The sequence below is a fragment of the Deinococcus humi genome (assembly GCF_014201875.1).
GTDB lineage: Bacteria > Deinococcota > Deinococci > Deinococcales > Deinococcaceae > Deinococcus > Deinococcus humi.
Window position 1 is genome coordinate 77,911 of record NZ_JACHFL010000011.1, and the last position, 25,572, is coordinate 103,482.

Sequence of the window (25,572 nt, forward strand, 5' to 3'; positions counted from 1 at the left end):
AACGGACCGTAAGCCCTACCGCCACCGTTGCCCCCTGAGCGTCATCGGTGACGCGCTGCGGTTGGACCACTGCTTCCCCTGAGTCAGCGTGACGTGTAAGAACTGCTTCACGAGCGCGGTGTTCAGGTCAGCCACGAAACCCTCCGGCAATGGAGCATCTAGTTCGCGCCACTCCTCACCGAGGCACTGCGCCACCGGGAGGGGACGCCGGGGTTCCCGGTGGTTTTTGGACGAGGTGTGCGTGGAGGCCGGTGGGGTCAAGCATTGGCTCTGGAGGGCTGTGGATGAATCTGGGGCTGTCCTGGACACCCTGCTTCAGGAACACCGCGACACTGCGGCGGCCAAGTCTTTTTTTGTGCGTCTGTTGGGGGACTACGACGTGCCGGAGATCATTCACACCAACAAACTTTGGAGCTACGGCGCAGTGGTCCGAGAACTTTCTGTGCTCCACGTTGTGGAGCACGTCCAAGTTATTTCCAAAGCCCGCTGCAATAACCTGGTTGGACAGTCCCATCGCAGGGCACGGCAGCAGGAACGCAGTCAGCTCGGCTTCAAACGCCGTAGACGGGCTCAAGAATTTCTGGCGTTGCACGCTCGCGTTTCGAACCTTTACCGTCACACCCGAACCACCGTCCTCGCCCCCCGCCGACGAAGCAATCAAGATGCAGTGCTGCTCCGCTGGCGGGACGCCATGCAGCAGGCGGCTTGAGAATCAAGCTGCCTGCTGTCCTACTGTGGCCCTCTGAAATTAAGTTGCCATAACCCCTGACGCCAACAACCTGCCACAACCATGCGATGAAGTTCTCTAGGCGCTGCGATCTCCAGGGCCCAGGCGGAACACCTCTGCTCTCCCCTCCCCTATTCCCTGACCCTTTACTGGCGGCGCACGAGCGGCAGGTAGACCTCATCCACGATTTCCATCAGGACGTCATCCGGAACTTCAGCCACACCACGCATGAGGTACTCGTGGCGGAGCAAGGCCAGGGCCACGCCTGCCACCCGTGGGCGCAGCGCCTCTGGGCGCGCCTCGCCCTGGGCCACAGCGCGTTCCAGAACGGCCATGAACAGCTCAGCCCCACCTTCAGCTCCCCTGGCCTGCAGCTGCTTCAGGACTTCCGGGTCCTCAGGGAGGCCAGCCAGCAGGCCGCGCAGCACTTCCCCAAGAGGAGAAGCCCAGTGCTGATTCGCGCTCCGCATGATGGTCAGGATGTTCTCGCGCAAGTTCCCGGTATCCGGCGGCGTGAATTGTTCGGCGGCAAGGTGTCTATAGGCCGCGAACGCCAGGGCGGCGCGGCCTGGCCAGCGGCGGTACAGCGCGTTCTTATTGGTCCCCGCACGGCGCGCCACCTGATCCATGTTGAAGTTGGCATATCCCGCAGTCAGCAGTTCGGCGGCGGCTGCGCGAAGGATGGCCTGCTCAAGGACGGCGCCACGGCGGCGCTTGGGGACTGGGGTGTCGTCGGGCATTACGCTGGTCATTCCACTGTACAGCTTGATCTTGAGCGCCTATCTTTCCATTAAGGTACTTGGCGTACCTTACCGGGAGGGCTTATGCGAGGTAAGGGAATCACTTACGACACCGGCTTCTTCAACGGCATCACCAGCACCCATGAACCCTTCGATCCCGACGCAGTGCGCCGGGACCTCCAGGCGATCCGTGATGACCTGCACTGCACGGCCGTCCGGGTGACGGGCGGCGACCCGGAGCGCCTTGAACTCGCCGCACGCCACGCTGCTGAGCTGGGTCTTGAGATCTGGTTCTCACCCTTCACCTATGAACTGAGCCAGGAAGCGCTGCTTGCCCTGCTCCTGGATTGTGCCGACCGTGCCGAACGGCTGCGTCAGCAGGGGGCCTGCATCGTGCTGGTAACCGGCGCCGAACTGAGTCTGTTTACCCACGGCTTCCTCCCCGGCGATACAGCCGAGATCCGATTGAACGGCCTGTTTCAGAGGGACCCAGCGGTTCTGGCTGGCCTGGCCGAACTGCCGGCCCGGATCAACACTTTCCTGCACCGTGCCGCCGAGGCTCTGCGCGCACGGTTTGCCGGACCCCTGACATACGCCTCTATTCACTTCGAGGGCGTCGACTGGGCGCCCTTTGATTTCCTCGCTCTGGATCTCTACCGCACGAAGGAGACTGCGCCACACCTCCGCTCCGGCCTTCAGTCCCTGATGGCGTGGGGCAAACCCCTGGCGATCACAGAGTTCGGGTGCGCCACCTATCACGGGGCAGCGGACCGGGGAGCGGTGGATATCGTGGAGTACGAAGGTGGATACCCTGTCGCCCTGAAAGGAGAGTACGAGCGCGACGAGGCAGAACAGGCGAGGTGCATCGCGGAACTCGTCGCCCTCTTCAAAGAGGAGGGTGTGGACAGTGCCTTCGTGTGTACCTTTGCGTGCTTCTACCTCCCACACCGGGAAGACGGCGAGTCGGATCTGGATCTGGGAAGTTTTGGGATCGTGAAAGTCCACCCTGGTGGGCCTGATCAAGCAGGGGCACCGAGATGGACACCCAAGAGGAGTTTCGACGCCCTAGCCATTGCTTATCAGGAAGGCCGTTGAGGTTCACGAGGATTCAATGTGGTGATCTCATCGATGCCGTCAACTGAATCTCATGCAGTAGAAATCGACTCTGGGGTGGTCTGAGGGTGAGACCGCACGTTGCAAGGACCAGCGGGCCTTCAAGGAACGCATTCTTCAAGTTAAGTGTGCGAGGACCGAACAGATTGATCTTCGGTCGTCGCTCAACGTATTTCCCTGAATGTCTACTGTGATCTACGATGAATTTGTCAGCTCTAAATGGCCCGACAGACTCACGTCTAAGAATTGGAAAGTAAAGGATAGTTCACCAACGTTCGAGAGTCCGCATCGAAGCTGATTTTTATCTTAGGGTGCCGGTAAACAGAATGCCGATCACTTCTGTTTTGTGTGTTGCTGTCGGCAAAAACAACCATTGATCCGCTTAAGGTCACACCACTTCGTTCCGGAACGAAGAAGCTCAGTCGTCCCCCTCATCCCGCATGAAGCTCGGCATTTTCGCCAGCCAGCGTTCCATCTCTTTGCTCTGCTCGGCGCTTAGGCGGGTCATGAAACGGCGGCTTGACAGGCGACGGACAACTGTGGCGGCCGCCGTCAGCTTGCTGCGATCCGGCGCGGCCAGCGCCTGCCGCTGCACCTCGGCCCGGAGTTCGGCACGCGAGGCTCCCTGCTGAGCCAGGGCCAGCAGCTGTGTGCGCAGCCGTTCATCGGCCCCAGCAACCACAGCAGCCACCGATAGGGGCAGGCCGCCGCGCAGGGCGTCCACCACCTCGGGCGGCCAGTTCAGGATCCGAACCTTGTTCTTGGCGAACGATTCCCAGGTTTCCCCCAGGGAAGAGAAGACCTCGGTCAGCCGGACGTGGTCCTCGGTAGGCTCAGCCGTCAGCAGCTGCATCAGGCGCCCCCGCGCCGCCTCCGCGTCCACTCCCAGGGCCAGGGCAACGAGGGCCAGCTTGCCGTCCACCTCATCGATCACGTTGAGGTCCTCGCGCTGCAGATTCTCTAGCAAGCTCGCGGCCAGGGCCTGTCGATCGTCGAGGTCTCGCACCAGCACTGGCACTTCGGTCAGCCCGGCCAGCTGCGCAGCCCGCCAGCGGCGCTCCCCGGCCACGATCTCGTGCCCGCCGTTCACTGGACGCACCAGCAGCGGCTGCAGGATGCCCTCGGCGCGGATGCTGGCGGCCAGCGCTTGGAGTGCTGGGTCATCGAACGTGCGCCGGGGTTGGAACGCACCGGGACGCAGGGCGGCAACTGGCAGCGTTACGGTTGACGCCGCCGGCTTCATCATCTCCGCGGAGCGGCCCAGCAGATCGCCCAAATCGCGGGCGGGACGCTTTGAGCGTGTCACGCGCTCACCTCCAGAAGATCCAACACCCGGCGCGTCAGCCGTTGCACGTCCTGTTGCTGGACCGAGTTTGGGGCGTACACGCCCACCGGCTGCCCGGCGGTGGTGCTGTCCATCCAGATCGCGCCGCGGAAGGGGATGGGGTCAGCTAGACCCGGCAGGCTGCTCTGGAGGGCCGACAGCACCTCCCGGTCATGCAGGCGTCGGCCATCGTACATGGTTGGCACGTACAGACCTACCCGCAGCTCAGGTCGCAGCCGTCGGTACATTTCCAGGGCGCGCTCCAGACCGGGCAGGGCGTCCAGGCCCTTCTGACTGGTGAGGACTGGGACCACGATCATGTCGGACGCCAGAGCCCCAAGCGCGGCCAGCTGGCCCAGGCTGGGCGGACTATCGATCAACACCACGTCGTACTGGTTGGTTACAGCAAACAGGGCGGCGCGCAGGGTCATCACTGCGCCGATCTGGCCGCTGATCTGCGCCTCTGCCAGCGACAGGTTGATGTGCGAGGGAATCAGGTGCAGGCCATGGGCCTCGCGCGGTGTGGGCAATGGCTGACCATCTACCGCCACGGGCAGGACCGTCTCGTCCTCCATCACATCGGTCACCCCCAGCCACTTCGTGAGGCTGGCCTGGGGGTCCAGATCGATCAGCAGGACGCGCTGGCCAGCTTGTGCGAGCTCAAAGCCGACGTCGCGGACGATGCTGGTCTTGCCCGCGCCGCCTGCGTGATTGAATACGGTGAGCGTTTTCATTAGATGTCAGCGTATAACACGTCAAAACCCCGACGCACACGCCGGGGCAGGGGAGAGGGGCGCATTTAGACCCAGCTGAGGAAATATCGGTGCATTAGGGCAGATGTCCTCAACTCTCAGGCAGTATGAGGGGCGGAGGATGTGGGCCGGTTGGTTTTTAACCATGCTGGGATTCAACGCGCCGTCCCGGGCACGGAAACCTGGGGTCTGTGCCCGTCTCGGCCGGGACCGTCACCAGCTCGGGTGCTCCTCAGGGGTCCAGCCCACGTTTTCGGTAGTGATGGCCATGCCTTCCGGCAGTGTGGTGGGGGGGTTTGGCGGCATGCTGCTCAGCTTGGACACCAGCCGTGCCAAGGCCTGCGCGCCACCCAGGGCGCGGTGGGTGTCGGCTTCTGGGGCCACGCCCTGCTCGAAGCAGGCATTCCGCAACGAGGTCCAGCGCCACTCCCCGCGACGATCGCTCCAGGCCCAGCCGATCGAGGCGTACGCCGTCATCGCGCACAGCCAGTACTGCCGGTCCGACAGGGCGTTGTACATGCCATGGGCTGCGTTGCTGGTAGCGCAGGCCCGCCGGTCAAACTCGGCGTTGTACGCCAGGCAGAGCCGACCTTGCAGGACCGGCTTGAGGAGCTCCATGACTTCCGGCCACGCCGGCGCGTCCCTGAGGTCCGCGTCGGTCAGGCCGTGGATCCGGTGCGCGCCCGGCTCGATGGGCACCGTGGCCCGGACGAGGGTGTCCACGAGCGGCGTGCCGTCCAGCGTGACCACTGCGATCTCGACCACCTGCCCGGTGAGGCCAGTGGTCTGGGTGCCGACGATCAGCAGCCGTGGATCGTCGGCCCAATGCCTGAAGCGCTTCACCGCTTTGCGCCACTCCTGCTGCGCGTCTGCCAGGGTGTCGGCTTCCAGGCTGGCGAGTTCCTCGCTGAACATCGTCTCCAGATCCTGTCGGTGCTGTTCACGCTGGGCTTTTCGGGTCTTTCTGGCCTGTTCATTGGCTTTCCAGTCTATCGGGGTGGTGGCCGCCACGGCGTACAGGTTGCAGTGCTCCCAGCCCTTGCGGGTCCGGTACTCGTACCGAGTCAACGGGTCTCCTGTCGAGGCTAACCCCAGCTTCTTCAAATCGGTCTTACGGTTCAGGCCTTCCGGGATCTCGCGGTGAACAGGAAGAATCACCTTCGCCCCGATTCTCCCCGGACGATAGGTGTGGCGTCGGCACGGGCGTACAGGGCGGAGGTTGACTCTCGGTCCTGTTGCTTGCATTTAAAGAGCGCGGCGGGCAGTTGGTTCTGAGCCGGACGCAGGCCCTCGGCTTCCAACTGGGCCATGGTGGCAAACTGCGGCGGATACGTGTTGAGGAATGTGGGGGTGCGGCGACGAACGCGCGGCATGCAGATCACCTCCTGGTTCTGTTGGTTCGGGCCAGGAAATCCTAGCCTATGGTTATGACCCGGCCATGAAGCTTGGGCGACAATCGTAGGGGGAAATCATGTTCCAGTCTCCATGTCCTGGCAATTTAACCTGGGTGGAACCACGAGGGGTCAGACAGGTGGCTTGCGATTTAAACCACCTGGTGCATGGCTTCCTGCCAGAGACGCACCGCAGCGCCTTGGTTCCTTCTTCTAGCGGTGGCAGGGACGGTGGTTCGGGTGTGGCGGTGGAGGTTCGAGACTCAAGCGTGCAGGGCGAGGAATTCCTGAGTTCGCCGTCTTCGTTTGAAGCCGAGCTGACTGCGCTCCCGCTGCCGTGCCCTGCGATGTGACCCTTTCACGAGGTTATGGCAGCGGGCGGCGGAGATGATCTGGATGTGCTCTACATGGTGGAGCACGGGAAGCTCGCGCAGTGCCGCCCCAGAGCTCCACAGCTTATCGGTGTGAATGACCTGTGGCACGTCGTATTCCCTCAACAGGTGCCTGAAGAAGGACTTGGCTGCCTTGGTGTCGCGGTGTTCCTGAAGGAGGCTGTCCAACACATCCCAATGTTCGTTGATCGCCTGCTTCAACCAATCCTTGAGCCCGCCAACTTTGACGCAGACCTCGTCCAGATACCACCGGGAACCCCATCGAGGTTCTCGGTGGCGCAGTTCTTCTGTCAGCAGCGGAGTAAACTTGATGTTCCATTGCCGCAGGGTCTCGTGACTGACGTGGATGCCGCGCTCGTGCAGGAACTCCTGCACGTCACGCTGGCTGAGCAGGAAGCGGTGGTAGAACCGCAGGGCAGAGCTGATGACGCTCAGGGGGAAACGGTGGCGGTATGGCTTCCGGTCATGCACAGCTCACCAGTCTACCGAGGTTAAGTTGCCAGAACCACCTCAGGTCACCCCTGCGGGCCAAGTGAAAGCCACACAACCGTTTCAAGCCATGACAAAGCCAGAGACAAGAAGACTATTTCAGGCTCACGTTCTTGTACCGCAAGATGCCGTCGGGACTGGGCTTGAGCCCGCTCAGGTTTTTCGTCACACCGTAGAGCAGGTTCTGGTGGTACACCCAGATGTATGGCATGTCGTCAAGCACCTTGCTGAGCGCCACGTTGTAGGTGGCCTTTCTGGCGCTCATCGCACTTTGCAGCCTCGCCTTGGCAAGCAGGGCATCCACCTCCTTGTTGCTGTAGCGCCCATAGTTGTACGCTCCGCCTGTGCGCACCCAGTCATAGATATTGCCGTCAGGATCCACCCGACCGCTCCAGTTCAGCAGCGCCGCATCGAAGTTGTAGGTCGTGGCGCGGCTGCTCAGCGCGCCGCTCTCGAGCAGTTCGATTTTCACGTTGATGCCGGCCTGGGCCATCATCGCTTGGTACAACTGTGTCAGCAAGGTGGTGATCGTGCCTGTCCCAGCAATCAGGGTAAAGCTGAGATTACTCTGCCCAGCTTGCTGCAGCTTCTTTTTGGCTTCGGCAATGTTCGGAGCCGGAACCTTGATGCTGGTGCTGTTGGCAGGCGTTCCAGGCGGAAACGGCCCGGCTGACGGTTTGGCGAGATTGCGAAAAACAACGCTGGTCACGGCATTGCGGTCGATCGTTGCTGCCACGGCCTGCCGGACAAGTTTGTTGTTGAAAGGTGGACGGGTGGTGTTGAGCCAGATGCCCTGAAATCCCAGGGTGGGAATGTTCAGGACCTCGAAGCGGGTGTTGGCCTGGAGTTTATCGACATCCTTGGCGTCCAGCACGATCACCTGTGCCCCGCCTGACAGCAGATTGGCGTAGCGTACATCTCCATCGGCGAAGGGGCGGAAGACGAGCTTGTCGATTTTGGGTGTGCCATCCCAGTAGCCGGCGAAGGCATTCAGGGTCACGTTATCCTGGACCACGCGACCAGCGAACTTAAATGGACCGCTGCCCACTGGATTGCGGCCGAAATCAGCACCTGCCGCTTTGGCCGCCGTTGGAGAAACGATCATACCGGCGCGGTCGGCCAGAATGGAAAGTAACGGTCCGAACGGCGCACTCAGATCGAGGCGGACGGTGGTGGGATTGACCGCCGTGACACTTTTGATGGCCGCCAGCTCGTTTTTTCTCGAACTGCCGTCGAGCGTCATGTTGCGCTCCAACGAGTACTTCACAGCCGCCGCGTCAAGGGGCGTGCCGTCGTGAAACTTGATGCCGCTGCGAAGGGTCAGGGTATACGTCAGGCCGTCAGGGCTGATTTTCCAACTTTTGGCAACGGAAGGGACAATCTTCAGCGTGTCATCCACGTCAACCAGGCGGTCAAAGACCTGATACAGCACCTGTCGTTCTATCGCCGCGGCCGACAGGGCCGGATCGAGCTTGACCACATCGGAATCCAGACCCACTGTCAGGGTCTGGCCCACTGCTTGGGTCACAAGACTTGAGATCAGCATGGCAGTCAACAGCTTGGCGCTTCGCATGATCTGACTCCTTGAAGAGGTGGGAGCGAAACAGTCAGCGGGCCCCGGCCCTTGATAGGCGAAGCCACTCGGTGAGGTGTTCACAGGCAAGCCTCGGTGCGGTCAGGCGGGAGACACCTTCTGGGGGAGCATACGCAGCTTACTGTATCGGTCAAGTCTGCGAGGGGAACCTGGTATGTTCCGGATTCGAGCTCTGCCAGCAGGAACTCCTCTGCCCTACGGCAAAGCAATAGGTTCAGGGCACAGACCGTAGAGTCCATGGCCAGCGGAGGGCGGCCGCAGCCCAAGTCGTCTTGTCGGTCCCGTGCGCCTGCGCAGAAAATCAGTCTGGACTGTTTTCAGTGCCCAGCGGCGTAGCCACGTGATCTTGGCCAGGGGTTGGCTGGCGTCGCCCGGTTTGAGAACGCGTTGAATGCGCTTGCGAACGCATCGGCGGCCCGGCGGCCGGCCTCAGTGGTCAGCGCAACCGGTAGCGCGACGCCTGACGAACTGGCCGAGACCGGTCCAGGAGATTCCACCGATGCGCCCAGGCTAGGAGAATCCACCACCCGTACCTCGGGTCTGCCCCGGCCATCCTGACCCAGGTGTGCTGCGTCGGCAGCGCTGGTGCCGCCCTTGACTGCCAACCAGTGTTTGACGCCACCGACGTCCACCTGCCGTAACGTCGACATGTGACCGGAAACCCCTTCCCTGTTTCCAGCGCCGCAGGCCCTAGGCGAACAGCGCACTGAACTTGAGGCACCAAGTGTGGAGGGATTCGCGGGTAAAGGCAATCCCTCGCTCCAGTCAGAGTTCCTCGACGTCCCGATAACTCAGTATGAATCGGTGGTACAGCATTGGCGGCGTAGCCGATCACGTTGGGGGAAACGGGTAGCCCGGCAGTTTCTAACCGCTCAGCACTGGGGCACCCTACCCCAACAACTTGCCACAACCAACCCGTTAGTCCTGGTCCTCAGCAGCACTGTCGTCCTCCCCCTCGGCCAGACGCCGGACCACCGCCAGCGTGAACAGGAACAGCAGGGTGGCCCCTGTGGCCAGCACGTACAGGTGCAAGCCACAGGCTACGCCCACACCCGCTGTGGCCAGAAGGCCCGCCGCGGTGGTCAGCCCCGTGGCCTTCTGGCCCCGATCCGAGAAAATTGCGCCCGCGCCCAGAAAGCTAATGCCACTGACCACTGCGCCGAACAGCCCGATCATGTCGAAGCGTACGCCATTGTCCCGGTCCCCGAAACTGAGGATCAGGGTTTCGGCCAGCACCACGAACAGGGCCGCGCTCATGCCCACCAGCATGTGCGTCCGCAGGCCCGCGCTGCGGTTCACACGCTCCCGTTCCCAGCCAATCGCACCGCTCAGCGCAAAGGCCGCCAGGACACCCTGCATCAGTTTCAGCTCGGTCCAAAAAGACTCCATGCCAAGTAGTGTAAGCAACCCGGCCAGGACGGATCATCCCGCGCTGGAAGCACTGGATGACTTGCGCATGGCTGGGAGTGTCTGGCTGAAGCGCTGACCCGAAATCGAATTGACGCCCGAAAAAGTTGAGCTGAAACCCTCAATCGCGAGATACGACATGGGGGAACGATCATGCAGGTCTCCAGCAGCAGGGGTGCCCTGCCCAACGTTTATGCGGGTAAGGCACTGCCATGCCCTCTCCTTATCTGGAGCCTTTCGCTCCACTGGCGAAGGATCTTCAGGACATCACCGCAGCGCTCGGCGCCGCCAGCACGGAACGGGAAGTGATCGAGATTGTCCTGACGCCCGCCGTGGAAGCGCTCGGAGCCGTCGCTGGGATCGCGTTGCTCGTCGACCGCACCGATCAGCAGCTCAAGATCGCCGGCAGTCAGGGCTACGAGGGTGGCACGCCAACGGTCTGGCAGGAAGGACGTATTGAAGATCACGTGCTAATCGGGGCCATCCTGCGTATGAAGGAGCCGCTGTACTTCGAGACTTAACAGAACTCTCTAGCCGATGGTTGCCAAGGGTAACCGGGAGGCGGGGAGCTTCTGACTGTTGGCCACCGCGTCACCCTACCCCAACAACTTGCCACAACCCACTGCGCCAGTTGTGCGACTCACACAGTCATTTAGCTGGATGACCACCGATTTCGAGTGGGCACTTGGGCTGGCATGGGCTGCGGAAATATTCGATGGATAAGGCAGCATCTCAATCGGAGATGTGCCGCCTTCTAAGAAGCATGATCTCAAGAGTCCTTCTGAGAAGCCCACCGATAAAGTAACAATAGGCCACGAAGAAACCGTTCGCCGAATGCTGGAAGTCATTCCCTGCGGCACAGTTCAAATGCACCAAGGGTATTCAGAACGCGCCAACGCAAGCAGGAGTTGGGTAGCGATGTCTCGAAAGGCCGAAGCTGCATGAGCTCCGCCCTCCGCATGACGCCATGCGCTGCCATAATCTGTTGCTCTCACTGCTGGACCAAAGTCACAAATTTGTTAGAAACTCTACTCTTAAATCATCAGGACTCTGCTCGATCTCTGATCTGAGCAACTGGCTTCAATATCTACACTGGAGAAAAGTCATGCTGAAGCGTACACGGTCCCTACTCCTGCTCCCCGTTCTGCTGCTCTCGGCCTGCTCCTCCCCCAGCTCTGTCGTCGGCACCGTGCCGCCGCCTCTAACGGTGCCAGTATCCGGTCCAAGCCGTTCCCTGGGCTTATTCGAGATTACCTTCATCGGTGGAGGGACTCAGCCGCTGAGTGTCACCGCCCGGCCCGCAGGAATCCAGGGTCAGTCCCTGACGGATCAGCCCGCCGTGTCGCTGGCTTTACTTGCCCGGGCCAACTTCGACCAGGCTGGGAACCGCAACTACCAGGCGACGTTCGGCGTGACCAACACCAGCGGCACTGCTCTGACCAATCTCACCTTCCTGGCTGTCTCAACCCCGAGGACCATCGCCGGAACGCCCGTCAGTACTTTCCAGAAGTTCGATGGTACGGCGGCCGACCCGGCCATCGCTACCCAGCTTAAACCCAGCCAGCCGAAAATCCTCGACGGCACCAATCCACTCATCAATCAGCGGCTCGCCCTCTTCCAGGCATACACCGAGGCCGAGGTCTCGACGAGCACCCTGTCTCATCCTGCCGGGGTGAGCGACATCTTCCCTTACGGCTTCGTAACGGCAATTCCGGGCAGTGGCTCGCGCACCCTACCTGCTGAGAGCGCGACCGGCCAGGTGACCTTCAGCTTCGACCTGCCCCTCCAGAGCAGCGCCCAGGCCAATCCCTTCAAAGTTTCGATCATGGTGGAGGCGTACACCGACAGCATCCCCACCGTCACCCAGGGTCCGGACGAACTCGGCACCGCCGACACCGCCTCGGTACAGGCCAGGATCAGCACCCTGCAAGCGCAGTTTCCCGGCACGCCAGTGCTCCTTAAGAGCGTAGGCTGCCCTGCCGGTGGTTCACCGGTCGCTCAGCGACTCTCATCGCTGAGAACGGCAGGGACGGCGGACGCGCCCACCGCGATGCTGGGCAACACCACACCCCTGCTGTCCTTGCTGGGCCTGTCGGCCAATCCTGCCGCCGCCGCAGGTTTCCTGGACCCGGAGACGAGCTTCGAGCCCAGCTTTGACCAGCCGCTGGCCTCGGCGGGCGGCTTTGCGGTGCGTGGCCTCCAGAGTGGCCCGCTGACGAACGCTTCAAGCGGACCTGCACTGAAAGGGACAAGGCCGCTGTTCGCAGGTGAGGAGGTCGAGCAGGTGCTGAGCAGCGACCTGACCGGGCAGACCAACGGTGGCCACCTGTGTGCCCCGGTGGTCAGTCGCTTCCGGGTTCGCACCAAAGCCGAGAGTGCGGCGGGCTTTCAAGGACAGGTGGCCTACGGGGTTGGCTCTACTCCCTATTCCATTGCCCTGGCCGACATCGATGGCGACGGTCGGCTCGATCTGGTGACAGCGAACTCTGGGGCCAATACTGTCTCTGTCCTACTGGGCCAGTCTGGAGGCACCTTTGCTCCTCAAGTGACGTATGGGGTTGGCGCCGGGCCTGTGTCTGTCGCCCTGGGCGACGTCAACAGTGATGGTCGGCTTGACCTGGTCACAGCGAACTCTGGCGGTAACAACGTCTCTGTCCTGTTGGGTCAGTCTGGGGGGACCTTCGCTCCTCAGGTGAAGTTCTACCGGGTCGGCAACTATCCCTATTCCGTCGCCTTGGGCGACGTCAACGGCGATGGTCGGGTCGATCTGGTCACGACAAACGTGAACGACAGTACCGTCTCCGTCCTGCTGGCTCAGTCTGGGGGGACCTTCGCTCCCCAGGTGACGTACGGAGTCGGCTCTAGTCCCGAATCTGTCGTCTTAGGTGACCTCAACGGCGACGGGCGGCTTGATCTGGTCACACCGAACTACGCCGGCAATACCGTCTCCGTCCTGCTGGGTCAGTCTGAGGGCACGTTCGCTCCCCAGGTGACGTACGGAGTCGGCTCTAATCCCGCATCTGTCGCCTTGGGCGACCTCAACGGCGACGGGCGGCTTGATCTGGTCACAGCGAACTATGGGGCCAATACCGTCTCTGTCCTGCTGGGCCAGTCTGGAGGCACCTTTGCTCCTCAAGTAACGTATGGAGTTGGCTCCAGGCCTATATCTGTCGCCCTAGGCGACGTCAACGGTGACAGTCGGCTTGACCTGGCAACGGCGAACGCTAACGGCAATACCGTCTCCGTCCTGGCGGGCCAGTCTGGGGGCACCTTCGCCTCTCAGGTGATGTACGGAGTCGGCTCCACGCCCTTTTCCATCGCCCAGGGGGACGTGAACGGCGACGGCCGACTTGATCTGGCGACGGCGAGCTACACCGGCAATACCATCTCCATCCTGACCAAGAACTGAGGGGGCGGGTGGGCAGTTGCGCGGCGGTTACGCTCGTTTCCAGCGCTATCAGGAGGAGGCTTTGCGCGGCGCCAGCTCCATCGACTCCCTCTCGTACAGTTGCGGAGGCCCTCGCCGTCTGGCAGCTTGTACTTCATTTGTTGGGCGCGGCGAGCAGCTGGAGCCTCCTCCCAGGCCAGCACCTCACGCGGCGTCCAGTTCGTCCAGATCACGTCCTCCGGGTCCGCGAGGGCGAGTAGCCCGGCTCAGGCTCCGGCAAGGGTAGTCACAGGTCCGCGCTCACCCTATCTGCCTCTCTAGGCCGAATCCCAGCTCCTGGCCGGAAGTCGCCTGCGCCAGCATCCACCGGCGCTTTTTGCCGGTGGCATAAATGGGTTGCACCCCGAATTGCCACGCCCTGCACTGCCCACCTTCCAGCGAGGTCAGGGACCGGAATGCGAGAAGGCCTCCTGCGGCGTTCCTCACGGCACGCCGCTGCCCTGGAGGCCTCGTTCCTGCCCACGGCGGGGGAACTCGCATGGAGGGCCGCGCCTGCAAGGCGCTCTGCTGTGGCTTCTTACTTCGATCGATTGGGAGCTAAGCGCTCCTGAGGTCACCATACGATGACGCAGGCCACCAAGACCCCCTGCCTAAGACTGTCCCCTCTCGTCATACCGCGTCGCAGCTGATACGGAACGCCCCTGGTTGAGAAGAACGCTGTGCCGCGCGTCATACTGACCAGCCATGGCAGAAGTTCGAATGCGGTACGCACTGTTGGCGGACGGGACCGTGACAAGGGCCATTGTGGCTCTCAAGGGTCCCGAGCATCCATACATCTGCCAGGACTGCGCCACCCGGGTCAAACTTCGCCGCGGACCCGTCAATGCGCCGCACTTCAGCCATTACGAGATCACGAACTGCACCGGCGAGGGCGTGGTCCATCACGCCGCCAAACTTGAGCTGGCGCTTGCCCTGCGCGAGCGCGAGCGACCGTTCGTCCTGCACGTTCCCTGCTCCTGGCCCAGCTGTCCGGAGACGGTGGCACTCCCATTTGACCCCATTGCCGGACCACACACCGAGGTGGCCACCGAATACACCATGGCAGTTGGGGACGCGGTGTACCGGCTCGATGTAGCCACGCTGCTGCACGGCCCACACGTCGACAGATTGCCGCCCAGATCCTGTTCGAACGGCCTCTGGCGAACCTGAGCCGACTCTGGGTGGCCCGATACCAAGACGCCGAGACCCAGCAGGCAAAGTTCGGGCGCCCCTATCGGACGATCCGACCACTTAGCTCGGACCTCAGCACCTGACCTGACACTTCGGAATATCAGTTCAACCTGTAGGAAGCTGGATCAGGGTATCTCTCGTCCTGGTGGTCTCACGCAGAGCTGTCGGGTAACCTTAAGTTCAGATGAATCCCCCTCTCTTTTCCTCTCGCTATGTTCTGCTCGCCTGATGGTTGGACGACTGGTCCCCCGCTTTGCCCCTCCAGGTGTTCCCACGCCCGTCGTTCTGACACGCTTGACCGAAAACTTCGACTGCTCAGGCCAACCGCACCTCCGGTCCCTGGAGGCTGGCCAACCCCATGATGTTGCCTCTTCCTGGCAAGGCTGGCCCGCTTGAGTGCCAGACCTTCAAGCCTGCCCGGCAGCGCCCGCCGTCTCCGACGTCAGTTGCGCCAGCAGTTCCTCGAGGCAGGCGTCGACGCCTCTCGCCCAGGCTTTTACGATCAACCTGCCTTTCGCCACCGGGTCAGACAGGATCCGACCCTATGGCAAGCGTATGCCCGCTACGTGTTCGCCCTGGAACCCAGCGCGGCCTACCTGCAACGCGCCCGACTGGCCATCCACCGGACCGCCGCCTTCATCCACGCGGAACTGGTGGCCGACGGGCGTCCCGGGCGCTGCCTGGAAGCCGCCACCCTGCTTTCCCGCCTGCTCGAACGGCAGGGCATCTGGAATGTCGTGGTCGCCGGGGCCTATCAGGCAGGGCTCCCCAGCGGACACCGGCTGAACTTTGGACCGCTGAGCACCAATGAGCGAGTGGGATTCACAGCCCACACCTGGGTGTATGCGCCTCCTTTTGCGGTAGTGGACGTCAGCTTGCAGCAGCAACCCTTGCCGGGTTGGGCCTTGCGCCAGCTTCCCCCAGTCCTCCTGCAGGAGGAAGGCGAGCCTGGCGTCTTGCAAGGGCCGGAGTTTTTCAGTGCGACGGGTCAACGGTTGTTTGAGCAACGCCACGGGCGCCCTCCGACGGTGGAGGATGTCGTGACGCTCGCCCCTGAAATTGGAGTGGCGTTGGATCTGTTTCCACCGCTGACTTTTCAGCACGAGCAGGTTGAATTTCTGTACATCCCGTTGACCCCCCGGGTGCTCGACGGGGCGTTTGACGAAACGACAACGTTTCGGCTCAACGGCAAGGCGCCGGTGACCCTCCAACGCCAGTTCCTGGCACAATCCGGCCAGAGCGTCGCCCACTCTTGACCGTGGACACCGTAATGTATGCCTGAAGTGGCCTGGGGGATCAGGTGTGTTTTAAGGGGTTGTGCTCAGCACCTAACATTTGGAAAAATTAACCTGTTGGCGGGCGGGAAGAGCTTCCCAAGCAGATTGATAGACCTTCAGCACCCGCACGAGGGTTGAACACAGCGTCGCTGGCCCGAACCATGGATGAGCCCCCGCTCGGCCATTGCTGGCCTGGGCGGGGGCTTGCTTTTGAGGCTGCGTTTACTCGAGCACCGTCTCCCGCCCCTCGATTCACTGCTCACTGAATCCACTCATGCGTGTCCAGGGGCCGAAGCCCACCCCATGTTGCAGGGAGGCGACGTCGACCATGTAGGCGCTCTTCGCCTTCGCCACGCCCACCACGTTCGCATCTGAAGGCCAGGATGCCCTGGCCTTCAGCGAAAGGTCCTGGGCGGCATAGATTTTCGCCTCCGAGGACCTTCCCAACATTTATGATTGATCCCACGAACTGCTGTGGCTCCATCAATCGCCTTGACTGTCGGGAGATTGATCTTCACGCCCCATATCCCCGGTTCGGGATGGGGGTGCCTTTTGGTCAGGCTAGCCTTCCTCTTTTCGCACGCCTGACATCCCAACCGTTTGTGTCCTCCCGCAGTGAAGCCCAACAAGTCAAACTTCCTCAGCATTGGTTGCAAGTCCTTTCCTGGACAGACAACAAGGAGACCTTCATGGATGATCAGTTCCTCAGCGAGATCCGGTTGATGAGTTTTTACTACCCGCCCCAAGGTTGGGCTCTCTGTAATGGTCAGCTGCTGCCGATCAACCAGAACCAGGCGCTGTTCGCCCTGCTGGGCACCATGTACGGCGGAAATGGGCAGACCAACTTTGCCCTCCCGGATCTCCGGGGCCGGGTTCCAGTGCATACCGGAAGTGGCTACACCCTCGGACAGCAGATGGGCTCACCGAACGTGACGTTGAGCATGCAGCAACTCCCGCAACACACCCACATGCTGCAAGCCTCCAGCGATGCCGCTGGCACTCAGGCAGACCCATCAGGTGCACTGCTGGCGCCCGTCAACGGCGGATACGGAACAGGCGGGGCACTCACCACCCTCGAACCAGGAACCATCACCTCTGTGGGGGGCAGCCAGGCCCACGACAACATGCAGCCCTACCTCACGTTGTCCTACTGCATCGCCTTGGTTGGGGTTTTCCCCTCCCCAAATTAAACAGGAGTCACGTTTATGACACCCTATGTTGGAGAAATCCGGATGTTCGCTGGGAACTTCGCGCCGGTGGGATGGGAATTTTGTGCGGGTCAACTGCTGCCTATTTCCGAGAACGAAGTGCTCTTTCAACTGATTGGGACCACGTATGGCGGAGACGGTGAAAACACATTTGCCCTGCCCGACCTGCGCAGCCGCGTTCCCGTGCATCAAGGAGCCGGCTTCGCTCTGGCTCAAACGGGTGGCGAGGAGCATGTTACCCTGACGGTTCAGCAGATCCCGGTGCACTCTCATCCCCTGGCCGCAACGACAACATCAGGCAGCAACGCGTCGCCAGCCGGAAGCGTCCTGGCGCAGACCAGCGGCGGCGTACAGCTGTATTACGAAGGTCAAAGTACAGACCCCATGAACAATCAGGCGATCAGTCCTGTGGGCGGCAGTCAACCCCACACCAACCTTCAACCCTATCTCTGCGTGAACTTCATTATCTCTCTCTTCGGCGTTTTCCCCACTCAAGGGTAAAGGAGCGACCAAATGGAACCATTTCTGGCTGAAATTCGCGCGTTCCCCTTTACCTTTGCGCCCAGCGGTTGGGCGCTGTGCAACGGGCAACTGCTTCCCATCTCGCAGAACACGGCCCTTTTTTCTCTCCTGGGCGTCACTTACGGAGGAGACGGCAAAAGTACTTTCGGCCTGCCTAATCTTCAGGGTGCCGCGCCACTGATGCCTGGTCAGGGGAACGGATTGTCAGCCTATGACCTCGGTCAAAGTGGAGGAAGCGAGAACGTCACGCTTCTTCCGACTGAAATGCCCATCCATATCCACTTCCAGATGGCGGACACCCTTGACCCGGCCGACCTCAATGCTCCCAATCCAAGTCGGACCCTTGCGCAATCGCAGGGGGTTTTCGCGTACCAGCCGAGCACCGCAAATCTCGTTCAGATGGCCCCGCAAGCCCTGACGCCCGCTGGCGGCAGTCTTCCGCATTCGAACATGATGCCGTCACTGGTCATGAATTTCTGCATTGCTCTGCAAGGTGTTTTCCCGCAAAGACCCTGAGGACAGATGATTCAGAACACCCACACCTTGGCTTGGGCTGGAGGTGTGGGTGTTCTCAGCAGACAGTGGGCTGGTGAGATGTCCCTTCGCCGGTCCACCTTCAGGGCAGATCGCCGTTGGCCTGGCGATCGTGCCACCGGCTCCCCGCTTGCACGATAAAAGTGGCTCCCAGGCACGAAGCCGTGGGAGCCACCGACATTTGAGAACGGTTACATGGATGGCTGCGGGCAGGCGGAGCCAGGTGGAGTGGTGTTGAGGAACCCGCCGGTCGAGAGGTTGGCGTTGGTGGCCGTCGACGCCGTGTTCCGGCTGAGCAGGTAGTTCCCCAGGTCGGTCGTTGAGGTGCTCCCGGTCGCTGTGCCAGTGTACCCAGGCCAACGTGACGTGGTCGAGAAGCGCTGGTTGACCCGGATGCGGTTGTTCGCCGTTCCGCTGGTGAAGTTGACGATCGTGTTGTTCAACACGTCGAAGCAGCCCTGGTGCGAGTCGCCTGCGCCCGAGCTGGTGGCACCGTGTGTGATCAGAATGCCGTGCTGCGCGTTGTTGACGGTCGTGCCAGACTCCTGAATGTTGTTCCCAATGACCGTGGCGTTCAAGGTGCCGGACGGCGAGAAGGCCACGTTGTCGCCGGTCTGGAGCGTGATGGCGCCGCTCGCTGAGCCGTTGATCTGACGCAGCACATTGTTGCTGATCCTGACCGTCGACGTGCCATTGCGGCCCGAGGCGAAGATGCCAATGCCGGTGCCCGAACCGGAGTTCGCGACCCCCGACTGGCCGATGGTATTGGCGTCGATGGTGCCCTGGAACGTTGCCCCGGCGCAATTGGCCTTGTCCGCGCTGATCGCCGTGCCGTTGGTTCGCCTAACGGTGTTGCCAGAGATGTTGTAGGCGAAGTTGCACCCCGCCACCCAGATGCCCCCAGCTCCGGCGAGTGCGCCGTTGGTGTTGTCTGCGAAATTGTTGCTGATCCGCGCCGTCCCGGAAGCGCTGCCCTGCATCAGGACGTGGATGGCGTTGCCCCACCAGACGCGCACGTCATTGTTGCTGATCTGCGCGTTGGCCGTGCCGTCCATCAGGGTCACCAGCAGCGCGGTCCCTCGCACGTCTGACGTGCTGCCCTGCATGGTGAAGACCTTGTTGTTGGTGATCGTGAGTGGGTTGATCGTGGGTGCCGTGCCGGTGATGTTCTCGATCCGCACCGCATTCATGGCGGCACCGTCGAGCTGCGAGTTGGTGAGACTCACGGCGCCGCCCACGTCGACCAACTGGACGTCAGACTCGTTGTACAGGCCGCTGTTGCTCGTTCCTGTGTTGCCAGTGAAGCGCGCCTGGTCCAGGGTGAAGCCACGCACGCCGGTGCCGTACACCCCGTTGTTCTGGCTCCCGGTAAAGTTCATCCATTTGAGGCTGACGTTGCTCGTGCGGTTCAGGTACACGCCATTGCCGCTCACCGCTCCGTCGGCGCCGCCTGCATTCTGGATGGTGCCGCCCGAGCCTGCCGTCGCTCCATCACCTGCCACGCTCAGCCCGGCCGTTGCCCCCGTGTTGTCCAGGAGGATCCCGTTGCTGCCACCATTGGCAGAGATGCTCTTGAAGCTTAAGCCACCTACCCCGATGGTGGTGTCCTGCACGTACAGTGCCGTGCCACCCACACTCGAGAGTGTGTTGTTCGGGCCTTCAACACTCAGGGTGCCGCCGCCCTTCGCATTCAGGCCACTCCCCGTGGTCGTGGTCACCGCCAGGCCACCATTGATGAACCTGATGGTCGTGCCCGTGTTGCTTGTAAGGTTCACGGCAGCGCTCCCCGACGAGGTGATGGTCTTCGTGGTGCCCTTGAAGTCAATGGTTCCACCGGTGTTGCTGCTCACGGTGATGCCCGTCGAACCGTTCGTCTTGTTGATCGACCCGCCATAGGAGAACGTTGGGGTACTCGCGTCAATGCGTACCGCTTCATTTGTCGGGTTCGTGATGCTGGCACTGCCCGTGCCGTCGGCAATCTTGATCGTCCCGCTTGACCCAGCGATGACGTCGATCCCGGCGTCTCCACCGTTCAAAGTGGTCATGCCGTTCAAGTTGACGGTGCCGTCGGCATTCGAGAAGTTCAGTCCCGTCCCAGTCGTGGAGGACGAACTCAACGTGCCATTTTGGAAGGTCACGGTGCCGCTCGCCTGGTTGGTGATGTCCACGAGCAGGCCCGCACTTGTCCCGCTCTTGGTGAGGTTCCCGTTGTACGTGATGTTCGGTCTAGAAGCGTTCACGACCAGGGCCGAACCCGAGGGGTTGGTCACTGCAAAGTCCGCAGGGGCTTCGCTGCGACCGAATGCAAACGTCCCGCCTGAGCCATGCAAGATATCAATGCCAGCATCCCCGCCGTTCAGGGAGGTCGTGCTGGTGGGTGCATTGAAGTTGTAGGTGCCATCGGCGTCGTCGAACTGCAGTCCAGTGCCATTGGTGGCGGAGAGGGCCCCCTCAAAGGCCAGCGTCCCGGTGTGGCCGGCGGACACGCTGAGCAATGCACTTAGCGGGGCACTGCCCGAGGTGATCGAGCCGCCGTACCTTACATTGACGTTGCCGCCAGTGACGTTGAAGGCCGTTCCAGTGGCGCCACTGATGGAGCCGCCCGCAGCTGTGAGCGTCCCGCCAACGCCATTCAGGTTCACTCCGGTGGTGGCGCTGTTGGAGCTGGAGAGGCCATTGACCGTTCCGTTCAGCGTCCCGTTCGTCAGATCGAGGGCTGGTCCACCGGTGCTCGAAACGTCCACGTTCGAGAGATCCAGGGTGCCGAAACCGGTCCCGGCAATGCCTTTGGCACCCGTTCCATTGGCACTGACGCTCAGTCCCTGCAGCGCATTGTTTGCAGCCACCGTAATGGCCGCGCCAGCAGTGTGTCCGATCACAGGCGCTTGCCCCGCAGCTTCAATGCTGGTGCCACTGACAGTCAGCGGGACGCCCTGGCCGATGAGCTTCTGGTTGGTTTTGAGGGTGATGCCAGCGTTCTGACCGGTGCTGGTTCCGTCTCCCCGGTACACGTAGATGATGTCTCCGTCACTGGAGGCGCTCTGCGCGGCGGCGAGGGTGGAGAATGGTCCAGACCGGCGGCCGTCCGGCGTCCCCGTGGTGTTGGTGTTGTTGACATACCAGACGCGCTGACCAATGGCCAGTGGCACTTGCAGCGTTCCCGCAGGCGTAATACAGGTCCCGTCCGACACCGCGTAATTCAGGGTATCGGTGACGTTGGTTGCCCCAGCCTTCGGGTTGAACACGTAACTGCCATCAGCAGTCACCGTCACATCTCCGCCCTGTGCACTGCTCGCAGGTGCAGAGACCGTCAGTGTCGGGGCTGGCGCGTCGCTCACCGGCCGGGCCTCCACCCGCGTCAGGAGTCCAGTTCCGTTCACGCTGGTGTTGCCCACCACTGAAACGGTCGGCACCGTCGTGTCCCTCAAAATGAAGTCACCACCGAGGCGCGAGAGACGCTGGGTGTTGCCCGCCAGGGTCACACTGGGAATGAACTTCAGGTTCGCCCCGGCGTAATTCGAGCCGCACAAGGCCGCAACCTGCGCTGCTCCCAGCGCCGCCGCCCGCGTGCCCACCTGCGTGCTGGCGCCCTGCTCCTCCACGCTCTCGGTCACCCGGGTCACGGGATCGTCCACCGCACGGAACATCATGCTGAACGTGAACGGATCCTCGCTCGCTGTGGTCTGCAACGGCACCTTCACCGCGAACGTCACGGTGCCGTCAAACTGATTCACGCCAGGGTTGGCCGGCAGGCTCCGGCTGCCCGGGGTGCTCGTATTGCGCACCACAAAGCCGTACGGAAACAGCTTGGTGACGCCGAGAGCAGCGGGGGTGGTGGGGGTGGTGAAGCGGGAGGGATCCACTTCGTCTTCCGTGAAGATCTGGAAGTCCTCTCCGCCCGGCATCAGGGTGGGCTGTCCACTCAGCCGGTTGAGGAGCATGCCGTGCGTCGGAACGATGGTCGGCGCGATGCTCGGATCGGCGTTTGTCCCGTCGAACTTCTTGAAGGTGCGCAGGGCACTCTCGCTGAGCGTTCCGGACGTGCTGGCCGCCACGAAGGTCAGATTGCTGCGGGCCGTGGCATACGGTGTGCCGTCTGTGCCCGCATTTCGGACCTTGAAGGTGGCGTACAGATACCGGTACCCCCCGCTGCCCCGGATGCCGCTCGTGAACGAACCGCGCGAGACTGGTTCAAGTTGAATGTTGCCGGAGGTCGCCTGTAACCCCTGACCGGCCAGGTGCGGCGCCACCCAGGTTTTCGCGCTGCTGCCCATGGCCTCGCTGCCGATGTCACTGAACGTGATCTCCACCAGGCCGTCTCCTGGGAGGGGCGTAGGGGTTGGGGTCGCTGGTGTGGGGGTCACACCTGGAGGCTTCGTTCCCGGCGCGGGGCTCACCCCAGTGGTGGGTGGGGTGATGCCTGCGCTCGGGGTTTGCGGAACCGAGGGTTGTGCGCAACCCGCGATGAGGCTGAGGGTCAGGGCGGTGACGAGGCCGAGGGACGTGGAGCGCTTCATCAGCAGGGACCTCCGAGAAAGGCGGTGGGGGCTGCTGAGGTCCCTGCGGTGCGGACCTGACAGAGGGGAACGGCGTTCGCGCCGCTGTAGGTGCTGCCTTTGAAGGTCGCCACTTCCGCGCCTCCGAGGGCTGCCGCCCGCTGTGCAGGCGTCTGCGCTGCGGCGGTGCTCTGCTCTTCCAGGCTTTCGGTGACACGCACAAGGCTGGTATCCGCGGCCTGGACGAGAATGCGAACCTGGTAGGGATCGGCGTCAGCCGCGCTCTGCAGGGGCAAGCGGTACGCGAAAGTCACCCGGCCGTTAAACTGTTCCGGAGTGGGGTTGCCCGGCAGATCACGTCCGGTGCCACTGGCATTGCGGACCACAAAGCCGTAGGGAAAGAGGGCCACGGTACTCGCGGGCGTGAAGGTGCTGGCGTCCACCTCCGTTTCCCGGAAGGCTTGGAAGTCTGCGGCTTGGGGATCAACGATCACGTTATTCAACGTGGGGCTGAACTGCATGCCGTGAGTGGGAAGCATATTGAGCGCAATGGCAGGATCTGCGTCGGTGTTGTCAAACCGCACAAGCTTGGTCACGGCCGTACCACTGAGGTTGCTGACCCTGTTGGCTGCGAAGAACGTCAGATTCTGCCGTACAGTGGAGTAAGCCGTACCGTCAGCGCTCGCGTTCCGGACCTCGAAGGTGGCCGAGAGGTACCGTTGCCCGCCAGCACCCCGAGGGCCAACGTCGAAAGCAGAGGTGGCAACGCTGCGCAGCTGGATGCCGGAGGCCAGCGCCGTGGTGTCTTGAGGTCTCAAAACCCCCAGGGGCTCGACGGTGGCGCTGACGTGGGAAGTTCCCAGGCCAGTAAAGGTCAGTTCCATCACGCCCAGTGCGTTGGGTACGGGGACCGACTGGAGGGGTGAAGTCCCACAACTGGCGAGAAGACCAGTGAGGGTGAGGAGGAGCAGGCGCTGCAAGGGCAAATTGGAAACCATAGGGCGAGCCCCTCCTGAGGGCTTGATGACCTGGGACAAGAGCTTCAGCTATCGCGGCCCTTGAGCCAGGACGTGACGCTGGGGAGGATGGTAATGGGAACACTCTGTTGCAGCGTGACCACGCTCCACGCGCCCAGAGCGGTCAGGCTGGGCCGCTCATAGGGTTCCTTATGGGCAGGCGAAAGCTGTGCTGGCGGAATCGCAGCCGAGTTCTGATTTGACATGAGCGGATGATATTACTTTCATGACCTTTAGATTGTTATTGCATGTAGAGTGAACTCATGAGCCTTAAGACGGAGTGGCGCTCGAAGACTGCGAAGAACAGGTCTCATTTTTAGGAAAAGCCTCGGAAGAGGGCAAAGTGGTCTGAAAATACTGGGCAGCAGACGTCGGCCCACGCAGACGTGTTGAATATCGTCCTGTGGGTGGCCAGCATGGTGTCAATGTGGGCGTAGCTTCCTTACGACGTCCCTTCCAGCTGAGATAGGGCACCATTGGTTCGAGGGGCGCAGGTTCTTGACGGTCAGCTCACGAGCTGCCACTCCTCGTCCATGAAGCAGACTCCATGCTGACCGTTTCGCATCGCGCTACCCTTTCTGCATGTGGGAAGCCCATCCAGAGGTGCTCGTCACCGATCTCGGGGACGAACTCGTCCTGATGCACACCGGAAGCAGTCAGATGTTCCAGCTCAATGGCTCAGGGCGAGTCGTGTGGCAGGCCCTGCCCGCAACGACCAGGCAGATCGCCTCGACGTTGACAGGAGCTTTTGAGGTGGAGGATTCGCAGGCCGAAAGGGACGCTGATACCCTCCTTGCGGACCTCGAAGCCAAAAACCTGATTCAGCGCAGATGACCCGGGGGGCACAGGACTTTCTGAGCCTCGACGCTCTGGTGACCACCAGCGGGATTGGCGAGGACGTGCTGGGGCCCTTGCGGCAGCAGTGGGGATACGCCGGAGTGAGCTCACCGTCCCGCAAGATCATCTTGCGCTACGGATCCCTTGCTCCTGTGCCACCCGTGGCACCTGTGGAAGTGATGGTGGCACGCATGCCCCTCCCCGTCAGGGTGAGAGGTGATGAGCTGTGGCTGGGAGAGGCGCTGCATCTGGAGGTCCAGGGCGGCGACGTCTGCCTGACTCTGGGAAACCATCCGGTTCCAGCAGAGGCCTGGTTTCTCGCCTGGACTGAGGCACACCGTGCTGGGGGATGGCTGCCCCTGCACTCTGCCGTCCTGATGCAGGGCGAGCAGGCGGTAGGCCTGACGGGCGTCAGTGGGGCAGGAAAAAGTACGGCTGCCCTTCGTCTCGCGGGGCTGGGCGTCACCATTCTCTCCGAGGACCAAGCCTGGGTCCGGCCGGAAGACCAGCGGGTGGTGGGGTTCGATCAACACCTGCGGGCCTTTGACGACAGCGTGCGGACCTTTGCGCCTCACCTGCTGTCGCAAGCGGCAGGCCACGACGCCTACGGCAAATTGCTGTTGCCGCTCACGCATCCAGGCGCTCAGGCAACGCTCCAGAGCCTGTTGGTCTTCGGTCTTTCCCCAGAGCCCAGTCTCGCCGAGCGGATTCGCGCTTTATGGGACGCCACTGGAGTTCCCCTGACACAGACGGGCCGTCAAGCCACGGCGTCCGGAGTTGGTGTCCTGCTGCGTCATCTCCACATTCAAGGCGTCACCCGAGAGGACGTGCTGAGAGTTGTCAGGCCCAGGCTTGGCCTGGACAACTGGGATCAATCCGGATCCTAAAGCGTTTCCTTGAAGCCTTGCCGATACTCCCACTTGCTGGATTCGTTCAGCGCGGGGAGATGACCTCGCACCATGCGTACCCCACAATATTCGTTTTCGTGTGAATGGCGTCGCTCACGTGTCCGCCAGGTGATCCAAATGGCAGGTGGCGTAGACGCGGGGAGGCCAACACGATCTCCCATACGATTTCTGGCGAAGGGAGGAATCTGTGTGTCCACTGGGCCAGATGCAGTTGGGGGTCGTGCCCT

21 protein-coding genes and 2 pseudogenes are annotated in these 25,572 nt (G+C 62.0%); 11 read left to right on the forward strand and 12 right to left on the reverse strand.

Going from position 1 to position 25,572, the window contains the following annotated elements; translation table 11 throughout:
* Positions 1–34: 34 nt before the first annotated feature.
* A pseudogene (locus tag HNQ08_RS17890) lies at positions 35–709 on the forward strand (IS6 family transposase).
* 164 nt (positions 710–873) lie between these two features.
* Here HNQ08_RS17890 and HNQ08_RS17895 read toward each other — a convergent pair.
* On the reverse strand, positions 874–1,479 hold the full coding sequence (locus tag HNQ08_RS17895) for a TetR/AcrR family transcriptional regulator (protein ID WP_221284282.1): 606 nt from the start codon (positions 1,477–1,479) through the stop codon (positions 874–876).
* 72 nt (positions 1,480–1,551) lie between these two features.
* On the opposite strand from HNQ08_RS17895, the gene HNQ08_RS17900 reads away from it, so the two are divergent.
* Complete coding sequence (locus HNQ08_RS17900) at positions 1,552–2,562, forward strand: glycoside hydrolase family 113 protein (RefSeq protein ID WP_184135177.1); 1,011 nt, start codon at positions 1,552–1,554, stop codon at positions 2,560–2,562.
* Between the two features lie 436 nt (positions 2,563–2,998).
* On the opposite strand, the gene HNQ08_RS17905 is transcribed toward HNQ08_RS17900, so the two are convergent.
* From HNQ08_RS17905 to HNQ08_RS17935, 7 genes and pseudogenes are all read right to left on the reverse strand, one after another.
* Positions 2,999–3,886 (reverse strand): ParB/RepB/Spo0J family partition protein, encoded by an 888-nt coding sequence (locus HNQ08_RS17905; RefSeq protein ID WP_184135179.1) that lies wholly within the window; start codon positions 3,884–3,886, stop codon positions 2,999–3,001.
* Positions 3,883–4,638, reverse strand: coding sequence for a ParA family protein (locus HNQ08_RS17910; protein WP_184135182.1), 756 nt, complete (start codon positions 4,636–4,638; stop codon positions 3,883–3,885). Before HNQ08_RS17910 ends, HNQ08_RS17905 begins: the two co-directional genes overlap by 4 nt.
* A 231-nt stretch (positions 4,639–4,869) precedes the next feature.
* On the reverse strand, positions 4,870–5,814 hold the full coding sequence (locus HNQ08_RS17915; protein WP_184135184.1) for a 3'-5' exonuclease: 945 nt from the start codon (positions 5,812–5,814) through the stop codon (positions 4,870–4,872).
* Entirely contained in the window at positions 5,811–6,029 is a 219-nt protein-coding gene (locus HNQ08_RS17920; RefSeq protein ID WP_184135186.1) for a hypothetical protein, read from the reverse strand. Before HNQ08_RS17920 ends, HNQ08_RS17915 begins: the two co-directional genes overlap by 4 nt.
* A 170-nt stretch (positions 6,030–6,199) precedes the next feature.
* A pseudogene (locus HNQ08_RS17925) lies at positions 6,200–6,910 on the reverse strand (IS6 family transposase).
* 112 nt (positions 6,911–7,022) lie between these two features.
* A complete protein-coding gene (locus HNQ08_RS17930) occupies positions 7,023–8,501 on the reverse strand; it encodes an ABC transporter substrate-binding protein (RefSeq protein WP_184135189.1) in 1,479 nt (492 codons plus the stop codon).
* 939 nt (positions 8,502–9,440) lie between these two features.
* Positions 9,441–9,911 carry an MgtC/SapB family protein gene (locus HNQ08_RS17935; protein ID WP_184135193.1) on the reverse strand — a complete coding sequence of 157 codons (471 nt, stop codon included), beginning with the start codon at positions 9,909–9,911 and terminating at the stop codon, positions 9,441–9,443.
* A gap of 230 nt (positions 9,912–10,141) precedes the next feature.
* Between HNQ08_RS17935 and HNQ08_RS17940 the strand changes: the two genes are divergently transcribed.
* From HNQ08_RS17940 to HNQ08_RS17955, 4 genes are all read left to right on the forward strand, one after another.
* A complete protein-coding gene (locus HNQ08_RS17940) occupies positions 10,142–10,450 on the forward strand; it encodes a hypothetical protein (protein WP_184135195.1) in 309 nt (102 codons plus the stop codon).
* A gap of 584 nt (positions 10,451–11,034) precedes the next feature.
* A complete protein-coding gene (locus HNQ08_RS17945) occupies positions 11,035–13,338 on the forward strand; it encodes an FG-GAP repeat domain-containing protein (protein WP_184135197.1) in 2,304 nt (767 codons plus the stop codon).
* Positions 13,339–14,061: 723 nt separating this feature from the next.
* The gene (locus HNQ08_RS17950; RefSeq protein ID WP_184135200.1) at positions 14,062–14,526 is read left to right on the forward strand and encodes a competence protein CoiA family protein; all 465 of its coding nucleotides are present in this window, start codon (positions 14,062–14,064) and stop codon (positions 14,524–14,526) included.
* A 413-nt stretch (positions 14,527–14,939) separates the two neighbouring features.
* Entirely contained in the window at positions 14,940–15,803 is an 864-nt protein-coding gene (locus HNQ08_RS17955) for a hypothetical protein (protein WP_184135203.1), read from the forward strand.
* Between the two features lie 273 nt (positions 15,804–16,076).
* Here the strand turns inward: HNQ08_RS17955 and HNQ08_RS17960 are convergent, their stop codons facing one another.
* A complete protein-coding gene (locus HNQ08_RS17960) occupies positions 16,077–16,274 on the reverse strand; it encodes a hypothetical protein (RefSeq protein ID WP_184135340.1) in 198 nt (65 codons plus the stop codon).
* A 239-nt stretch (positions 16,275–16,513) separates the two neighbouring features.
* Between HNQ08_RS17960 and HNQ08_RS17965 the strand changes: the two genes are divergently transcribed.
* Genes HNQ08_RS17965 through HNQ08_RS17975 form a run of 3 tightly spaced genes read left to right on the forward strand, consistent with a single transcriptional unit; the run spans position 16,514 to position 18,070 of the window.
* A complete protein-coding gene (locus HNQ08_RS17965; protein WP_184135206.1) occupies positions 16,514–17,014 on the forward strand; it encodes a phage tail protein in 501 nt (166 codons plus the stop codon).
* 15 nt (positions 17,015–17,029) lie between these two features.
* Entirely contained in the window at positions 17,030–17,533 is a 504-nt protein-coding gene (locus HNQ08_RS17970) for a phage tail protein (protein WP_184135208.1), read from the forward strand.
* A 12-nt stretch (positions 17,534–17,545) separates the two neighbouring features.
* The gene (locus HNQ08_RS17975) at positions 17,546–18,070 is read left to right on the forward strand and encodes a phage tail protein (RefSeq protein ID WP_184135211.1); all 525 of its coding nucleotides are present in this window, start codon (positions 17,546–17,548) and stop codon (positions 18,068–18,070) included.
* A gap of 209 nt (positions 18,071–18,279) precedes the next feature.
* Here HNQ08_RS17975 and HNQ08_RS17980 read toward each other — a convergent pair whose 3' ends face one another.
* The 3 genes from HNQ08_RS17980 to HNQ08_RS17990 form a co-directional block, all read right to left on the reverse strand.
* A complete protein-coding gene (locus tag HNQ08_RS17980) occupies positions 18,280–22,452 on the reverse strand; it encodes a cadherin-like domain-containing protein (protein WP_189366281.1) in 4,173 nt (1,390 codons plus the stop codon).
* A gap of 152 nt (positions 22,453–22,604) precedes the next feature.
* Complete coding sequence (locus tag HNQ08_RS17985; protein WP_184135215.1) at positions 22,605–23,582, reverse strand: hypothetical protein; 978 nt, start codon at positions 23,580–23,582, stop codon at positions 22,605–22,607.
* A gap of 44 nt (positions 23,583–23,626) precedes the next feature.
* Complete coding sequence (locus HNQ08_RS17990) at positions 23,627–23,806, reverse strand: hypothetical protein (protein WP_184135218.1); 180 nt, start codon at positions 23,804–23,806, stop codon at positions 23,627–23,629.
* A 376-nt stretch (positions 23,807–24,182) separates the two neighbouring features.
* Between HNQ08_RS17990 and HNQ08_RS17995 the strand changes: the two genes are divergently transcribed.
* Together HNQ08_RS17995 and HNQ08_RS18000 are read left to right on the forward strand one after the other, a co-directional pair.
* The gene (locus HNQ08_RS17995; protein WP_184135220.1) at positions 24,183–24,434 is read left to right on the forward strand and encodes a PqqD family protein; all 252 of its coding nucleotides are present in this window, start codon (positions 24,183–24,185) and stop codon (positions 24,432–24,434) included.
* Positions 24,431–25,324, forward strand: a complete 894-nt coding sequence (locus HNQ08_RS18000) for a nucleoside/nucleotide kinase family protein (RefSeq protein WP_184135223.1) — start codon at positions 24,431–24,433, stop codon at positions 25,322–25,324. Before HNQ08_RS17995 ends, HNQ08_RS18000 begins: the two co-directional genes overlap by 4 nt.
* Positions 25,325–25,572: the final 248 nt, after the last annotated feature.

Coding starts and splice junctions, on each gene's coding strand:
- HNQ08_RS17895 (WP_221284282.1), bottom strand. CDS start 1,479: ATGACCAGCGTAATGCCCGACGACACCCCAGTCCCCAAGCGCCGCCGT.
- HNQ08_RS17900 (WP_184135177.1), top strand. CDS start 1,552: ATGCGAGGTAAGGGAATCACTTACGACACCGGCTTCTTCAACGGCATC.
- HNQ08_RS17910 (WP_184135182.1), bottom strand. CDS start 4,638: ATGAAAACGCTCACCGTATTCAATCACGCAGGCGGCGCGGGCAAGACC.
- HNQ08_RS17920 (WP_184135186.1), bottom strand. CDS start 6,029: ATGCCGCGCGTTCGTCGCCGCACCCCCACATTCCTCAACACGTATCCG.
- HNQ08_RS17930 (WP_184135189.1), bottom strand. CDS start 8,501: ATGCGAAGCGCCAAGCTGTTGACTGCCATGCTGATCTCAAGTCTTGTG.
- HNQ08_RS17935 (WP_184135193.1), bottom strand. CDS start 9,911: ATGGAGTCTTTTTGGACCGAGCTGAAACTGATGCAGGGTGTCCTGGCG.
- HNQ08_RS17940 (WP_184135195.1), top strand. CDS start 10,142: ATGCCCTCTCCTTATCTGGAGCCTTTCGCTCCACTGGCGAAGGATCTT.
- HNQ08_RS17945 (WP_184135197.1), top strand. CDS start 11,035: ATGCTGAAGCGTACACGGTCCCTACTCCTGCTCCCCGTTCTGCTGCTC.
- HNQ08_RS17950 (WP_184135200.1), top strand. CDS start 14,062: ATGGCAGAAGTTCGAATGCGGTACGCACTGTTGGCGGACGGGACCGTG.
- HNQ08_RS17960 (WP_184135340.1), bottom strand. CDS start 16,274: ATGTTGGGAAGGTCCTCGGAGGCGAAAATCTATGCCGCCCAGGACCTT.
- HNQ08_RS17965 (WP_184135206.1), top strand. CDS start 16,514: ATGGATGATCAGTTCCTCAGCGAGATCCGGTTGATGAGTTTTTACTAC.
- HNQ08_RS17970 (WP_184135208.1), top strand. CDS start 17,030: ATGACACCCTATGTTGGAGAAATCCGGATGTTCGCTGGGAACTTCGCG.
- HNQ08_RS17975 (WP_184135211.1), top strand. CDS start 17,546: ATGGAACCATTTCTGGCTGAAATTCGCGCGTTCCCCTTTACCTTTGCG.
- HNQ08_RS17985 (WP_184135215.1), bottom strand. CDS start 23,582: ATGGTTTCCAATTTGCCCTTGCAGCGCCTGCTCCTCCTCACCCTCACT.
- HNQ08_RS17990 (WP_184135218.1), bottom strand. CDS start 23,806: ATGTCAAATCAGAACTCGGCTGCGATTCCGCCAGCACAGCTTTCGCCT.
- HNQ08_RS17995 (WP_184135220.1), top strand. CDS start 24,183: ATGTGGGAAGCCCATCCAGAGGTGCTCGTCACCGATCTCGGGGACGAA.
- HNQ08_RS18000 (WP_184135223.1), top strand. CDS start 24,431: ATGACCCGGGGGGCACAGGACTTTCTGAGCCTCGACGCTCTGGTGACC.